This window comes from Maribacter vaceletii (genome assembly GCF_003634105.1).
GTDB classification, from domain to species: Bacteria; Bacteroidota; Bacteroidia; order Flavobacteriales; family Flavobacteriaceae; genus Maribacter_B; species Maribacter_B vaceletii.
Window position 1 is genome coordinate 1 of record NZ_RBIQ01000015.1, and the last position, 15,605, is coordinate 15,605.

Below are 15,605 nucleotides of genomic sequence, written 5' to 3' on the forward strand. Positions count from 1 at the left end.
AAGGCATAATTTCTGGTTTTACTCAGAAAATTAGTCTTTAAAAAGTGTAAACTATGTGCCTTTAACTTTGTAAAGGATGTGCCTTTAACGTACCCTAATTGCTCACAACGGTCTTGTGTATGAGACGTAGCGTATAAATAAACTCTAACTTTTCGGATTTAGCACGAGCCGAATTTTTTATTTTTATGTTTAAATTTCTTTTCTAAATATAACCAAATAAAAAAATTGGAGTACTTTGTAAACACACAAAAACCTCTCGTAAAGCCTATAATAGCTATGTCTTATACACGTTGTTGTAAAACGTTTTTTGCAGGTATTTATAGTTTTAAGTCAACTCTAACTCTTCCTGTGGAATTACCTTTTTTAGCAGTTGCAATCATCCAAGATGCTTTACAAGCTACTCCATATTCATATACCTTATCGGTTTTGTTTAATTCACTATTGTTATTCACTTTTTTAGTAAAATCATCATTTCCACTATTCATTCTTGCTATTATAGAATCAACTTTAAATGGTTTTCCATTAACCGTGACTTTTGCTTTGTACTTGTATCTAGCGTAGACAACATAACATTTTCTATCTATTGAGCCTCTTAACCTTGCTCTAGCTTTAGTAGTTCTTTTAGATTGTTGCCCATTTTCCTTGATAAAACTCTCTTCATATTCTAAATCGAATGTTGTATCAAAAGTTGATATTTCCCTAGAAATTGGTGTGTATAAAGCTTTTAATTCTTCAAGACTGAAATTCTTTAGCTTGTTTTTTAGATTTTCCATATTGTCATTTTATTGCTAATAATCCACCTTTGTATCCTATAAATTTATTTTTAGCTGGAAAGTTTCCTTTAATTTGAGGTCGTTCATAGTAAAATGAATCAAAGTCAAGTAAACGTAGTTTTGTTTTTTGATTAGGAATAGAAAAAACAGGTTTAATTACAACAAATGATAATAATGCTAAAAGAATATTTATAAAACCTTTTAAAAAAGTCCAAACAAGACCAGTTAATCCTTTGACTATTTTATTAAATGGCCAAGGTAGGTTTACATCAAGATACAGCCTACCATCGAGTTGAGCTAATAAGCTTACGCCTCTTGATTTTTTCAATTTAAGGTTGATTTTTGGACGACCTTTTATAGACATACTTAATTTACTGCAAATCCATTCCCAAGAGCAATCATAAGCTTTTTTAATACAAGCCTCAATAGCACCACCCACATCAACATTTACACCACCAGATAAAACTGCTGTATTTGATATTTTAATATCTGAATTTGTGAATTTAGACCAATGACATATTCGTCCTTTTGCAAGTTTAATATTTAACCATTTTGTGCAATCACTTTGTGGTTCTGGAATTGTAGTATCGACAATTGTATCAAAGAAATATTCATTTATTCCAAAAGCGTAAGCATCTTTAATAGATTTGTCAAGTTCCAACAATTCTTGAGTTTCATCGGTAAAATTACTTGTTACTTGATTTTCAAGCTTGGTAATTAAAATATTTGTGTTTTTAAATTTTTCTAGAATTTCTTCCTCCTCTAGAAATTCAATATCTTCTATACTTCTGTTTTGGCTATAGTTTGTTGAAACCATTTTTTCTAACCCTCCATTTTCCTCAATATCTTTATTAATATTTGATTTTAAATCATAAAATGATTTAGTTATATATTTTTGGTTGTCAATTCTTAATTGCTGTTTGTCGAGCCCAAAACCTATGGTTAGTATGTTATTAGAAATATCTAGTAAAGCTGGGTTTAGTGGTTTGTCAGCAATTACAGGCGCGGGAATTTGGATATTCCTTACTAGTTTTGGCGTTTGTTCTGTAGCCGCAATGTTTGCTGCAATAATAAAAAGGTCAGTAATCTTTTCTTCACACTCTCCTACTAAAGCTTCACTATTTGATAAGTTTTTAATTTTACTTTGAACTTCATTTCTTGGGATGTCAAATTTTAATAATGTTGGTACAATTGTCAGGAAATAACCATCGGCATCTTGATTTAATTTTATATAAGATTCGGCAAGAACTTCAAATGGGTTTAAAGTGATACTCCATTTTCCAGTAGTATTTAATTTATCCCATTCTATTTTTATTACAATTTCTTTTGCATTAATTCTAATATTAGGGTCAGCTTCTTTTGATGGTGCTTTTAATTCAGGACTATTGTGTTTAGCTTCTAGTTCGAACCAATCTTTTTTTAATCTGTATGATTCATTATGTTTTACACTTGTAAAAGGTGGAAATTGAATTTCTACTGGCTTATTTAAGGAAATTTCTACCTTGAATTTTCTTTTCGTATTGTGCGAATCAAATGCTTTTTCAAAGGTTTTTTTATAAGATAAAGAATCAAATTGATGGTGTTTTTCTAGAAAATGATTTATCCCATTTTCTTTAATTGATGTAATTACATCTACATTTTGAGTTCCTTCTTTTTTTAATATTTCATTCCATTGAGTTTGATATATATTCATATTCTTGATATTTTATTTTTAGGTGCTTACATAGCAAATATGAAAACATCTATTGAATTGTAAAATACCCGATGAAGGGTATATTCAAATGTTTTACAACGGTTTTGTGTATGGTTAGTTGCGTGGTTTAGCAACTAAATTAGTAAACTTTTACGAACCCGTGAATATTCCGCAGGAATATTCGCAAGTAGAGAAGAATAAAGCAATTAATTATACACGGTGTTACCTACAGTATTTTTAATTTCCATACGATTGCTCGTAAAATGTCGAATATTCCGAATCAACAGTTGCTTTAATCTTTTTCAATAAAGATACTCGGTCATCTTTCGTATATTGTTTTTCAGAAACCCAACCATCAAGTCCATATTCAAAAATCAAAAGAATTATCTCTATAAATTCGTTAATTTCTTTGGCGAGTTTTAAATATACTTGATTAAATTCAGAGTCATACATTATTATTTCATTCGTTTTTTTGTCAATTCCGATATCAAATGGGTCACTAATTGCAAAAAATATATATTCAGAATTTTCATTTAATCGTCCAAGAAAGTCAAATCCAATAGTTCTACCGCTTAAATCAAAATTATTGTATAAATCGAACAAAAATTCTCCAGTCAGATTAGATTCAGTTTTTTTTGATTCAGGAACTAATATTTCGTTCAAATATTCCTGTTCAGCCGTGAGATTATATTTCCCAACAAGCTGTTTTATTTTATCTACAAATTCAGATGCAGTTGCGTTTTTCATATTGTAGGTAACGCCAAAGCTAAAGTTAGTGCGGAACCAAGGAAACTGCAAAGTTTCCGTCTTCGCGCTAAGACAAAGCTTTTTGTTTGCTTTTATTTTTATTTAATATTAAAATGTCAAATCAAACAGATTTGACGACCTTATAAAATTACACTAACGTTTTGAATAAACACCAAGCCACCGCATTAATTTTAGGTTCTGTTGTACTTAGTTATTTTTCCACAAGCCGAATTCAGTCCGTAACAGATTCAGTAATTCGTTGAAGTAAATCAATTCGTCAATATTTTCATAAATCCTTAAATTACTTTCGGGACTTCCATAGTATACCCGATTCAAGTGTTTTCCCCAGCGAAATTCGACATCAAATCCTTCTCCGTCCGTTATTCTGCTTTTTTGCCAACTCAAAACTGTTTCTCCCATGTCCTTAACAATTTGAGGGTTTTTTTTAAGTTTCCATTCAATCTCCTTCATATCTGGTAGGTCTTTAATATTTGTTTTTTGAATTAGTAACCAAACCAAGTCCATTTTAATTTTTGATTTCAGTCTTTTTTTTTCAATTTTCAATTCCGCTTGTTTTGGAACTTTGGCGAAATGGTCAATCAGTTCCGCTCTCCATTTTTCCGTACTGTCTTGGTACATTCTGAAAATTCCCGTATAGTTTGTCATTCCCGAAGTTCTATAAATTCGGATTTCTTTTTTATAGGTCAACGAGTCAGAGAATCCAATATTTGCATTTATTTCAGCCCACTTTTGTCCGAATAAGGTCGAACTTGATAGAATTATTATTAAAATGACTAGGTTTTTCATAATTAAGTACAACGTTTATGTATAAGAATAGTTGCGGATTTGCGTGCGAGGATTTTCTAACGAAAAATCAGATGTAGGAAATACGCAACTACCTTTGTTCAAGCACTAAACCGTAATTATTTTTATACGGTGTTAGCTTTAGGCTTTCATCATCAAGACAATTATATAAAAAGTTTTTACATGTCTAGAACCATTTATTTACCTTGTCCACTAATTTATTATGCTTAATTAATTACTTCTAAATATTTTATAGTTTATCCTTTTTAGTTATTCTAGATAATCCTATTATAAACATAGTAAAGAATATGTAACTAAAAATATTTATAAATAGTGAAACAGTATCATTTAATATCCACTTTGTAATTGAATTTGACTGAGCTTTGAAAATTAGCTCCTCTGAAGGTTTATAATCTAAGATGTTTAAGGGTATCATTTGATCAATAATATGAGGAATAACACTCCAATCAAAGCAAGGAATCCAAACAATTAATTGAAAGAAAAATATTATTGACAATGTAATGAATGCTCTAGAAGAAGGTAAACCAAGTTTTACGAAGATATTAATCAACCAAAATAGGAGCATTTCAAATGGTTTCTTATTCTTTTTTGCTAACCTTCGCTTACCTTTTATTTGCATCTCTATTGAATCTACAAATTTACCTCTATTTAGGAATGATGATGCCATTTGCTCATAAGGTTGAATTGCCTCATAGCTTTCAGGGTCATCTCTGAACCAATCGGATTTTTTTATATTGTCGCGTGTATATGAATCGTTCCGCCGAGTTACAAGAAAATCATATTTCAGGCCAAAAACATCCCATGGGTGGGGTTTATCTATGTTATTTATATGATTTTCATAAAGCTTCTCATTAAAAGACAAATGAAGCCTAGTTACTGTCGTTGACTTAAGTATTAACTTTTCAACCAGAGGAAGAAATTGAAAATATGTATCATTAGAAAGACAATTCGGAGATTTTAATTTTAAACTTTGTAAATACAAATCTTGTCCGATAGTTGTATTACTAAAATCTATAGATGAAGGAATCGTATGAAATAACTGTTGATTATTAATGTTAGAATTCTGAGTTTGCCTGTATGTAAAACCATCTAAAAAGATTGCACTTTTGGTATATACAGATTTCTCTACAGTCATTGAAGAGCAATTGATACCTCCAATAAACAAGCTATAATCTAGATCAATACGATTTAACTTATATTTTTTTAGATTTTTTTCAAATAGTTTGCTGACATTTTGAACTTCTAGTCCTATTATGTCTTTTTTAGATATTTGCTTATCACCTTTACGAAGCTCCTTGTTTATTTGCTTTTCCCATTCAAGAGTCTTCTTGTATATTTGCTTTTCACCTTCAAGAAGCACCTTGTATAATTGGTCATCTTCTAACTTAATGTCGGTTTCGTTTTTAAACTTGTTTTTCTTTTCATCTTTACCTTCTGGAAATAAGCCTTCATACATTTCGCTATTAAAATCAAAACTATTATTTTGTAAATAGACTTTATGACCAAAATTAAAATAACGATTCTCTGCATTATAGTCATCTAGCAAGGATTTAAAATCACTAATAGTCAAGCCGAAATATATATTACCTTTAACTGTTGATAAACTTAAATCGACTGCGGGAAGTTTTGCATATGAAACAATACGAGACCTAGAAAGGTAGATATTATCAACTGTAATCTCTTGTAAGTCTAAACTTCCTAATAATACAGTGCCATTTCTAATATATATTTCTGTAATTCGAGCATTATATCCTTCAATTGCCGAAGACTTATCTAAACTATAATTTTGAGATAAAAAACATCTTGAGGTAATAAATGAATTTTGTACACCAAAATGATTATTGATGTTACACCTAGTAATGTCAATACCACCAATAACATAAGTTTGATAAATATGAAAATATCCAATAATTGCCTGACTTAAATCTATGCCGTAATCAGTATTGTGTATATAACAATTGTTAATATTAATTGAATAACAATTAAAATCTGTGAAATTAACTTGACCATTAATTTCACAGGTATTTAACTCTATATTCTTTGCGTTAGCACTAGTTAAACTTATATTACTTATTATTAATGAAGTAAATTCAATTCTAGATTTTGAATTAATATTAGATAATTCAATTGTACCATCACAGGTTTTTCTAATCTTGTTTGAGGATAATTTTAAGATTCCTTTAAATGTAGTTCGCCTTGCATTAATGGAATATTCAACACTATTATAATGATTGGATTTAACTTCGTTAGAAATTGAGGTGTCATTAGTTTGTCCTATCTCACAATTATCAATAACAAACGATTTAAAATTAGAGTCAGAAATATCGATTCCACCACAGAAGGTACAATCTTTAAATATCAAATCTAAATTAATATTTCTATGTGAAATATCGAGAGCATAATGCGATTTTACGCTTGTTAGATTTTTCTTTTTATCAAATCTACATTCATTAATACTTTCAGTACTCTTTTGAGAATAGAATAGCTTAATAAAATCCTTCATTCGGATTATTACAATACCTTTTAAAATTATTTCATGCTTATTAAATAGATTTGGGTAATCTTGCATGATTCTGAAGATTAATTCCAATACTTCAGACCTAACGACCTTATCTTTATTTAAATCAATAATATCATCGGACTTGTTAAAATCTCTTTGATTACTAGGCTCAATGGCTTTCCCAGATTCAAAAATCGAAGACAGTAACCTATGTTCAGATTTAGTAACTCTTAATTTTCTAAAATGGCCATAGTTAGAAATTAATGATAAAAAACTATTTGAATCTTTATAATAATGAGAAAGATAATTACTCAGAATCTCTCCTAGATAAGCTTTATTATTTGCTTTCATTTTCTTCGATTTCTGTGTAAGTCATCAATTTTTTCTCATCTTTCAATGATAATAGTCCAGTCCTATAATCAAGAATCACGTAAACTTTATAGAGAGAATCTTGGAACATCATATAAGCCAATAATACAACCCTCTTCTCATCAGACTGTTCTTTCTGAAGTTCCATTGTAATATCCGTTGGGAGCTCTTTTGCATCTTCTTCTATAATTGGCTTATATTTAATTGACTTATTATCATCAACTTCATGCCTGTTTTTAAGAATATTATCAATTTCCTTATGGTCTTCAATAATATAAAACTTCCCATGTTTGCCAGTTACATTATAGAAAAAGAATTTTATATATTTATGTATAACCATAAGGTTATGCTTTCGGTCATTAAAAAGTTTAAGATCTAACGCCAACTCATACTCTTTTATTATTTTATAAATTGGTACGTTTGTTCCATTTAGTTCGACAGGAACACTTGATAAATTATCGATATCCCCTTTAACGAAAAACCTTGTTTCTACTGATGTTCCGTCTTCTAACACCTGAATCATTTTGTACAAAAACAAAGAATCATCTTTTATTATATTAAATTTAGTTCCCTTAAAAAAAGTTAACTTATTTTTAGACTCATAGCTGTTAGATTCTTCATCCCATATTAACTCTCCAAATAAAGTATATTGAAGAATATCAGTATAGCCAAAACCCTCATTAATGCTGACAACTAATTCAGGTGAGATTGTTATATTCGAGACCTCTAGTTTTTCCCAACCATAAATCTCATCAGTGATAAATTTTTCTTCTTGCGGTTTCATTCTAGATTGATTTTATAAATATTTGACTATATTATTGCAAAATAATAAATCAGTATAATTAATAGTCTTTTTATGTTAATTATTATAACAAAACGTTGCTTTCTTAGCTTAAAGCTAACGGTCTTGTGTATGAAACGTAGCGTATAAATAAACGCTAACTTTTCGGATTTAGCACGAGCCGAATTTTTTATTTTTATGTTTAATTTTCTTTTATAAATATAACCAAATAAAAAATTTGGCGTACTTTGTAAACATACAAAAACCTCTCGGAAAGCCTATGATAGCTATGTTTTATACACGTTGTTGGGCATAGTTTTTTTTAAAAGTCACTAAATATCCTTTCACAAGAAATAATTCTAGTTGTTAATCTATCTATTTCGATATCGTCATAATTTTTACTTTTCACAGCTCTAATATGGTTTATCGTTTCTCTTATTTCAGATTCTTTTTTTACTATGAGATAGAGAATGTCATTAGCATTAAAATATAATCTTTCATCTTTAAGCGTGTTATTTGCATCAATTTTCTTTCTTTTGGTATCATATTTATCCTTACTTAACCAAGGCTCTATATTTTCTTTTGCATCAGGAACGTATCTCCATTCTCTTTCATCAGCATATCTATAGGCTTGAGTCTTTATCCCTTTTCTAATTAATTCTCCTTCATACACTTTGGTATATTGAATTAAGTTAGCAATATTCGTTTGGTCATCAGAATCGAATTCTGAACTTGTTATTATTTTTTGAGCTGTACCAATTAATCCTTTTGAAAAATTAGATGAACTATTGAGATAGATTACCGGATTTAAACCTTTTTCGACAGCCCAAGTTTTGCTTAATCCAATTCCATAGTAACCATATTTTTCAATATGTTCTTTTATCTCCGATAATTTAATATCGCAAAAAGAGACCATTGGAATCGCATATTCTATTGGACTTTCTAAATGATTTATTCTCTCAAAACAATATTTAAGTTTAAAATTATCTTTGAGAATACCCATTAGATACTTTCTCTTTGTAAAATGAAATAATGTAGAAGGTGATAGTGCCATTTTAATTCTTGTATGTACTGTTGCAATAAGGATGTGCTAGTTGAGCATTACCGAAATTTCCAATTCCACCTTCTTCTTTTCTCTGTATGTGGTCTATTGTTATTGAGTTTGTGTGCATTCTAGCTTTACATATTTTACATCTAACAGCATTTGATAAAGCCTCTGTGATAAAAGCAGCAGATTTAGTTTCGTCAGAAAAATCTTTGGATGTTATTAAGCTGTCGTCAAAATCAACGCCTTTAATAAACTTATACTCTTCCAGTTTTAAAACATTAATAATTGCATCATTTTTAGATTTTTCCTGTAGTTCATTAATTAAATTTAGTAGGAAATTTTTGATGTGAGGAATAGCTTTAGATGAGCTTCTATAATGTCGTAAAATTTGTTGAATTACAAAGTCATAATCGATTAGTATTTCTTCAAAGTCCTCCCTGCAATCAGTAAATACTTTAAACCTTTTCTTTCTTTCCAATTCCATTAGCAGTTCTGTAACAGCAAAAAATGATGCAGTCTTATGTCTACCTCCTTTTGAATAAAAATATACTGCAGGATGTAGTCCTAAAGAAGAAGGATGAGTACTATTAATTAAATTAGATATTTTTTTACTCTTTTTTAAATATTCGATTGTTTTTTCTCCATTAACATCATCTTCTATTTTATCGATTTCAGATATACGATTTACCATATTTACATACTCGAAAATTAAAAGTGGACTTTGACTTGAATAACCTTTTCCTCCAATAGGTAAATCAAGAGTTTTAACAGGATTTTTAAGTTTAGGCAAGAAAAATGATTTATTTATTTCTTCTGCCAATTGTTCTATTTGTTCTACTTTTTCCTTTTCAAATTTTGACCAATATTGATGACCTTTTCCTCCCTTAATTATTGCTCTTGATGCAATTCCATTCGGTTTTTTTCGAGATTTAATAAGTTTCAATTCTGTTGGGTCAATTTTTGCAGCTTGTTGATTGATTTTAAAGAACGAAGCTTCTGCAACATCTGCATCACCTTCGACCCATTGTAATTGAACAGCAATTGAACCTAGATTTTTTGCTTTACGTTGGATTTCTTCTGAAACTCTTTCGGGAAACTTAAGTGCTAATTGATAGTCTGTATATTTTCCGATTTCTTTTTCAACTAATCTTCTGGTTTTTTCACCTACTTGTATTTGTTCTTCAGGAATTGAACCATTAAAGCTTTCTTTTGTTATTGGACCATCACCATAATCATCATTAATCCAAGCAACTAAAGAGCTAACTCTGTGAGAGCCATCTATAACAAAGTTAAATCCTCCCTTACTTCTCCAAAGGATTACTGCTGGAATTAATTCCCCATTAATAAAACTTTTAATCAATTCAGATATTTTTTGAGGCGTCCATTCGTTCGTTTCTCTTTGAAAATCTGGTTTTCTTAAAGTCAAATAGAAAAAGTCGTCTTCTCTTAAGTCAGATATTGAAAATGATTCTTTCTTTTTTGCTGAATTTTGAGTTTCGTCAATATCAAAATCTTCTCTGGGAAGTAATGCATCTAATGATACTTTTGCCATATCCTATTTAGTTTTTTTTATATTTGTATTTCCGTTGATTCCCATACTGTCTCACTTTGATAAGGCGACTAAAGTACGATGGCTCAAAACGAGTATAGTTATGTGTGGAATCAATGGTTCTTTTTTTTAGCTAATGGTTCATAAACTGAATAGAACCAAATTTTACTTTCTATCTTATCCTCTTTAGGATTCAATTTTCTTTTTCTTTTTAATATCACTTGTATCAAACTGTCTTGCCGAAAAGGAAAAACAACTTTTCTTTTAAGTGCTAGATAATCAGTAATTAAATACGTTCCATCCTTCAATGTAACTTTCTCTAATTGTTTGATTTGATAACATTTATTTGTTGAATTAATAATTTTTTTTGCTACTCCTAATAATGAAAGTGAGTTGACAATTCTATTAATTTTTCTATCATTTCTAGTTAAATGTCTCCAACCAATTCTTGAAACAATTACCTCTCCTAATTCAGGATGAAGTCTTTCGGAAATATCACTTTTAGACCAATCAGAATAAAAATTCTTCGCATTAGTTTTTATACTGTTTTCTAATTTTAGATAATTAAAATCTTCATTTGTTGATTCTAATGATTTTATTTCTTTACTTACAAATATTCGTCCTTTTAGGTTTTTAAATTCACCAAAACTGTGTTTTCCAAATCTTTGCTTTTTTGGAACAAGAATTATGCTCTTGTTTTCATCTGTATATGATTTTTCATCTTTTAAGTCAGTCCACCAAGCTTTATGACTGTGATAATCTACATAAATTAGGATTATTGGTGTAGATAATCTGTCCCACTTATCTCTGTGATTTTTAATATAATCTTCACCGACATTAACACCAAAATGTGCAGGTCTTTTTTTTGTCTCTTTGAAATATCCAGAACCAGTTCCACACTTTACTTGAGCAAACATAATTTCTCCCGTATCTATTGCATTTTTTCTTAAAATTATCATTGCATCAACACCATTATCGTTGATGTGTGAATAAGGCTGCCAACCGTGTTTGGCCTTACCTTGTGTGATAATTTCAGAAATAGACATTCCTGTTGAATCTTGTGGTCTTGTATCTCGTATCATTTCAAATTATGCCCAACGGTTTAGCTATGAACAGTACGGGAGCAAACTGGCGTTTGCTTTCCGCCACGCACATAGCGAAATCTTTTGGTTTTGTTTTTTATTTTTTTCTGGTCAAAGCGAAATCCCAAAGATTTCGCGACATTATAAATATACACAAACCTTTCGTTTAAGCCCGAAACCCGTATTGTTTATAGGTTTTGTTACCAACTGTTTTTATTTAGTTTTAGTCAATTACAAATTCAACAAACTTGTCTCCAAAGTCACTAATTATATGGTGTTCAAAAAGACTTTCTCCATACATCGCTCCGTTTCCACCTACAGTTTGTTCTAAGATGTAGTTACTTTTTAAGTCATTAATTAAATATTGTAATTCTTGCTCCTCAACTACATTAGTTATTATTTCTCTTGTTTTAATGGTTTCTCTAATTTTATCAATAATAGGCTGCTTTTTACCCCCCAAATCTTTCTTCATTCCATTATTCAAATATTCGTTGTAATCCCTCTCTTTTTTAAACAGAGGTTTAAGGTCCCTACGATATTGTCTAAATCTCCTTTCGTTTTGTACCCAATGTTGAAGAAGTTGAATTTGGATTTCTTCTAATCCATCTATTAACTTCAAGAAGCGCAACGACAAGTCAAGTTCTTTAGGCTTTACTATTTGACTAAGTATCATTTTCTTATACAGAGCCCTTTTCTTTTGTGAAGAGGTTTTACTTACATTTATAATTAATTGTTCGAAAAAGTCACTAAAGTCTTCGCTATTTGCATTTTCCCAATCAAAATCGACGTCAATTGAATTGAAATAATTCCCTAATTCGATTACAAAGGAGTTAACTCTTTTATTTTTTAATTTCCCTCTAAGATTAATAAACTGGCTAAAGAAAGATGTTGCTCCGGTAAGATAAGGGTCTCCACCAAATTGGCTTGAAACTAATATTGCCCCGAAAATTTGAGACAACATTTGTGCTGATTCGCCAATAACTTCTTTAGAGTCATCCTTTTTAGTCATAGTTTCAAATTTTACTAATGTTTTTGGAAATAGTTGGTAACGCCTGAGCTAATATTAGTGCGGAACCAAGGAAACTGTAAAGTTTCCGTCTTCGCGCTAAGCCGAAGCTTTTTGTTTACGTTTTTTCTTTTTTTTACAATTAAAATGTCAAATCAAACTGATTTGGCGACCTTATAAAATTACACTAACGTTTTGAATAAACACCAAACCTCCGTATTAATTTTAGGTATTGTTGTGTGTTGGCTTTTTTTTGTTCAAAAATATGTGTTCATGTACCCGCTCAGATTCAGTTTTTGGGTTTTCATTTTCATTATTTTTAAATTTACTATCCGTTAAATATGGTAAGTCATATGGTTTGCTTCCTTCCATAAATGGGCCAACTATTCCGAACATAAAATCATTTTTTGCAGCCCAATGAGGTTCATATACTTTGAATTGAAATACATGATAGTTGAATTTGTCTTTTCCGGAGTTAATAACTACACTTTGGAAATGTTCAATTTCGTCGGGGAAAGAATCAAAGTCATCATGATAATAAAGCCAATTTATTAGGTTGCTTTCTGCAGCTTTTTCAAACGTATAGAATTCTTTTGGGAATAAACTGGTTTTTCCAAATTCGTCTAACAATTGAAACGTTAATTCCCTTGTTTCAGGATTTGAGGAATATTTAAAGAGCAATGAATCACTAGGGACTTTTTCTTTGACTAGTTTTTTATATAAAGATTTAATAGGTTCAAATTTTATTTTTTCTTTAGGTAAATCTCCATAGCCAGCTATTTTAAAGAAAGTTTTATAATTTATAAATCCGACAAGTACTATAACGGATATTCCTATAATTAACTGATATGATTCCATTTTTTTTAGCTTACACACAACGCCCGAGCTAAAGTTAGTGCGGAGAGCAAGTAATCTGTAAAGATTCCGACTTCGCACGAAGCCAAAACTGTTTGTTTGCTTTTTTCTTTTTTTTGTTATTAAAATGTCAAATCCAACAGATTTGGCGTCTTTATAAAATTACACAAACCATTTAATTAAACACCAAGCCACCGCATTAATTTTAGGTTTTGTTAGCAAAAGTATTTTTCCGCCAAGATTACCTTACAGGCGATTCAATTCCGTTTGCGAACAGTTTTTCAATTCCGACTGCATAAACTTTGGCAGTTTCATTTACGTTCTACTGCGTTTAGTTTTTATTGCTTACTATATTTGGGTATAAGTAGGGGAAATTACAACTGGGAAAACAAGATTATATTTTAATTATTAATTTTTTCTAGTGTTCTATAAGAGTTGGAAGAGGCAAGAGCTAATGTCCCATCTTTAAAATATCTTACTTGATAAATAATTTTACCAGAGATAGTTGTAATGGTAATTATATTATTAGGAGAAAGACTCCAATTACCAGAAATTGTTTTGTTACTCATAATTATTACAATTGAAAAATCCTTTTTAAAAGAATATCTATCTTTAAATTTAGGAATGGGATTTGTTCTATATTTCTTATGGGCTATTGTTTTTGTATACCAAACTCCTATTAAATTCTCTTCATTGATTCTTTTCTGCAAAGTGGAATCGAATTCTTGAACACTTTTAAAATTTTCTAGATTAGATTTAGAAATTTGATTTTTCTGACCAAAACTTAATAAACCAAAAAAGATGATAAACAATGCTATTAATTCTCTCATAAAATGATTTAAACAAGAATCATTCCAATTTAAAAACCGCAATTGCCATAGTAACAAGTTTATAAATTTATTATGGATTAATTGTAAATATTATCTTTCGGGTCATTTAATATTTTTGCTAACGGTTTAGCTATGAACAGTACGGGAGCAAACTAGCGTTTGCTTTCCGCCATGCACATAGCGAAATCTTTGTGTTTTGTTTTTTCTTTTTTTGTCCAAAGCAAAATCCCAAAGATTTTGCGGTCTTTATAAAAATACGCAAACCTTAGCGTTTAAAACCTAAGCCCGTATTGTTTATAGGTTTTGTTGTAAATAGTTGTTTTACAGCGTTCTAATTGACAGTTCTGATTTTTTCTCCACCTTCATTGTAATAGATATATCCGATGTCTTCAATGAATTCCACTTCCCTTTTTCCACTCTCAAACCACCTGTCATATGTTTTCTTGCCGTCATATCTACTTATTCGGATATGGTCGTTACCATTCTCAAAATAAGTCGTTCGCGCATAGTTCTTATATCCATCTTGAAGATCCTCTTTAACGCTCAAATTACCATTTTCATACCATTCACAGGCTAATTCAAATGGCTTTCCGTTTTTTGTTTTTTTGAATGATTTTTTATTTCCAGAAGGGTAGAATGATAGTAGTTCCATAATATCATTGTCTTTTTCAACAACCAGTCTTAAAATTCCATTGACTACGCACTCCGATTTGAATTTTTCTTGATTTTCAAATTGCTTATCAAAATTTCGATTGAATTCTTGGTCGATAATATCAAATTCTGCAAAAGGAATTTTGTCTGATACATATAAATTGTCGAAACGTTTTTTTGAATATATCCATCTGGAATACACAGGCAAAGTATTTTCCCTTATTGCTTTAATCAGTCCAATTTCATATCCTTTAATTCCATCTGAAAATAAATTGTTTAATGATAACTCCTTTTCAAAAGTCCCATTTGTGTCAAACTTAAAAAGTTTTTGTTGCTCATTGTCAGTATTGAGATAGTTGAATTTAGAAAGATTCGGAATTTCTTTGAATTTTTGTTGGGAAACGAAATCCAATCTGTTTTGGTCAAAAGTTGGCTCAAACAAATTTTCATAGAAAACAGTATCTCCTGGTTTCCATTTGCCACCTGGGTTTAGGTTGGTTAAAATTCCCTCAGCAAAGACTTCTCTGCCCAGTTTATAAATCACTATTTTTTCGAGCTCAAAGGCAGTATCTTCATCTAGATTGGGAAACAAAATCTCAATTTTCACTTCTAAACCTGATTTTTGGATATCTTTTATTCGTTCAATTTTGGCATAATTGAAATCAAGTCTTTTAGGTTTGAGATGTGAAGAAAATCGTTTGCCTTTACCTTTTCCAATGTAAAAGTATTGATTGTTTCGCGGGTCAATCAATCCATAAACATAATATACTTTTTTGTTCAAATGCTTCTTTTCAATTATTTACAACGTCTCGGCTAAGCGTAGTGCGGTAGTAAGGAAACTTTTCGTTTCCGTCTGCGCACGAAGCTAAAGCTTATTGTTTTGATTTATTTTTTCT

Annotated in this window: 13 protein-coding genes; all 13 read right to left on the reverse strand. The window is 30.1% G+C overall.

Annotated elements, in window-relative coordinates:
• Window positions 1–317: 317 nt before the first annotated feature.
• The 13 genes from CLV91_RS16695 to CLV91_RS16755 all read right to left on the reverse strand — a co-directional run bounded on the left by CLV91_RS16695 (window position 318) and on the right by CLV91_RS16755 (window position 15,490).
• Complete coding sequence (locus tag CLV91_RS16695) at window positions 318–773, reverse strand: hypothetical protein (protein WP_121069376.1); 456 nt, start codon at window positions 771–773, stop codon at window positions 318–320.
• 4 nt (window positions 774–777) lie between these two features.
• On the reverse strand, window positions 778–2,466 hold the full coding sequence (locus tag CLV91_RS16700; protein ID WP_121069377.1) for a hypothetical protein: 1,689 nt from the start codon (window positions 2,464–2,466) through the stop codon (window positions 778–780).
• Between the two features lie 237 nt (window positions 2,467–2,703).
• Window positions 2,704–3,213, reverse strand: coding sequence for a hypothetical protein (locus CLV91_RS16705; RefSeq protein ID WP_121069378.1), 510 nt, complete (start codon window positions 3,211–3,213; stop codon window positions 2,704–2,706).
• A 207-nt stretch (window positions 3,214–3,420) separates the two neighbouring features.
• Window positions 3,421–4,020, reverse strand: a complete 600-nt coding sequence (locus CLV91_RS16710) for a hypothetical protein (protein ID WP_121069379.1) — start codon at window positions 4,018–4,020, stop codon at window positions 3,421–3,423.
• A gap of 247 nt (window positions 4,021–4,267) precedes the next feature.
• The gene (locus CLV91_RS16715) at window positions 4,268–6,889 is read right to left on the reverse strand and encodes a hypothetical protein (protein WP_121069380.1); all 2,622 of its coding nucleotides are present in this window, start codon (window positions 6,887–6,889) and stop codon (window positions 4,268–4,270) included.
• Entirely contained in the window at window positions 6,876–7,691 is an 816-nt protein-coding gene (locus CLV91_RS16720) for a hypothetical protein (protein WP_121069381.1), read from the reverse strand. Before CLV91_RS16720 ends, CLV91_RS16715 begins: the two co-directional genes overlap by 14 nt.
• Before the next feature lie 319 nt (window positions 7,692–8,010).
• Window positions 8,011–8,742 (reverse strand): abortive infection system antitoxin AbiGi family protein, encoded by a 732-nt coding sequence (locus tag CLV91_RS16725; RefSeq protein ID WP_121069382.1) that lies wholly within the window; start codon window positions 8,740–8,742, stop codon window positions 8,011–8,013.
• Window position 8,743: 1 nt separating this feature from the next.
• Window positions 8,744–10,288 (reverse strand): HNH endonuclease family protein, encoded by a 1,545-nt coding sequence (locus CLV91_RS16730; RefSeq protein WP_121069383.1) that lies wholly within the window; start codon window positions 10,286–10,288, stop codon window positions 8,744–8,746.
• 110 nt (window positions 10,289–10,398) lie between these two features.
• The gene (locus tag CLV91_RS16735; RefSeq protein WP_121069384.1) at window positions 10,399–11,367 is read right to left on the reverse strand and encodes a DUF4365 domain-containing protein; all 969 of its coding nucleotides are present in this window, start codon (window positions 11,365–11,367) and stop codon (window positions 10,399–10,401) included.
• 223 nt (window positions 11,368–11,590) lie between these two features.
• Window positions 11,591–12,376 (reverse strand): hypothetical protein, encoded by a 786-nt coding sequence (locus tag CLV91_RS16740; protein ID WP_121069385.1) that lies wholly within the window; start codon window positions 12,374–12,376, stop codon window positions 11,591–11,593.
• Between the two features lie 222 nt (window positions 12,377–12,598).
• A complete protein-coding gene (locus tag CLV91_RS16745; RefSeq protein WP_121069386.1) occupies window positions 12,599–13,231 on the reverse strand; it encodes a hypothetical protein in 633 nt (210 codons plus the stop codon).
• Between the two features lie 398 nt (window positions 13,232–13,629).
• Entirely contained in the window at window positions 13,630–14,058 is a 429-nt protein-coding gene (locus CLV91_RS16750; RefSeq protein WP_121069387.1) for a hypothetical protein, read from the reverse strand.
• Window positions 14,059–14,389: 331 nt separating this feature from the next.
• Window positions 14,390–15,490 (reverse strand): GIY-YIG nuclease family protein, encoded by a 1,101-nt coding sequence (locus CLV91_RS16755; RefSeq protein ID WP_121069388.1) that lies wholly within the window; start codon window positions 15,488–15,490, stop codon window positions 14,390–14,392.
• Window positions 15,491–15,605 lie beyond the last annotated feature (115 nt).

What these genes read in the sequence shown, in the direction of transcription:
- CLV91_RS16700 (WP_121069377.1), bottom strand. Translation starts at nt 2,466, where the DNA reads ATGAATATATATCAAACTCAATGGAATGAAATATTAAAAAAAGAAGGA.
- CLV91_RS16710 (WP_121069379.1), bottom strand. Translation starts at nt 4,020, where the DNA reads ATGAAAAACCTAGTCATTTTAATAATAATTCTATCAAGTTCGACCTTA.
- CLV91_RS16725 (WP_121069382.1), bottom strand. Translation starts at nt 8,742, where the DNA reads ATGGCACTATCACCTTCTACATTATTTCATTTTACAAAGAGAAAGTAT.
- CLV91_RS16715 (WP_121069380.1), bottom strand. Translation starts at nt 6,889, where the DNA reads ATGAAAGCAAATAATAAAGCTTATCTAGGAGAGATTCTGAGTAATTAT.
- CLV91_RS16695 (WP_121069376.1), bottom strand. Translation starts at nt 773, where the DNA reads ATGGAAAATCTAAAAAACAAGCTAAAGAATTTCAGTCTTGAAGAATTA.
- CLV91_RS16740 (WP_121069385.1), bottom strand. Translation starts at nt 12,376, where the DNA reads ATGACTAAAAAGGATGACTCTAAAGAAGTTATTGGCGAATCAGCACAA.
- CLV91_RS16705 (WP_121069378.1), bottom strand. Translation starts at nt 3,213, where the DNA reads ATGAAAAACGCAACTGCATCTGAATTTGTAGATAAAATAAAACAGCTT.
- CLV91_RS16720 (WP_121069381.1), bottom strand. Translation starts at nt 7,691, where the DNA reads ATGAAACCGCAAGAAGAAAAATTTATCACTGATGAGATTTATGGTTGG.
- CLV91_RS16745 (WP_121069386.1), bottom strand. Translation starts at nt 13,231, where the DNA reads ATGGAATCATATCAGTTAATTATAGGAATATCCGTTATAGTACTTGTC.
- CLV91_RS16730 (WP_121069383.1), bottom strand. Translation starts at nt 10,288, where the DNA reads ATGGCAAAAGTATCATTAGATGCATTACTTCCCAGAGAAGATTTTGAT.
- CLV91_RS16735 (WP_121069384.1), bottom strand. Translation starts at nt 11,367, where the DNA reads ATGATACGAGATACAAGACCACAAGATTCAACAGGAATGTCTATTTCT.
- CLV91_RS16750 (WP_121069387.1), bottom strand. Translation starts at nt 14,058, where the DNA reads ATGAGAGAATTAATAGCATTGTTTATCATCTTTTTTGGTTTATTAAGT.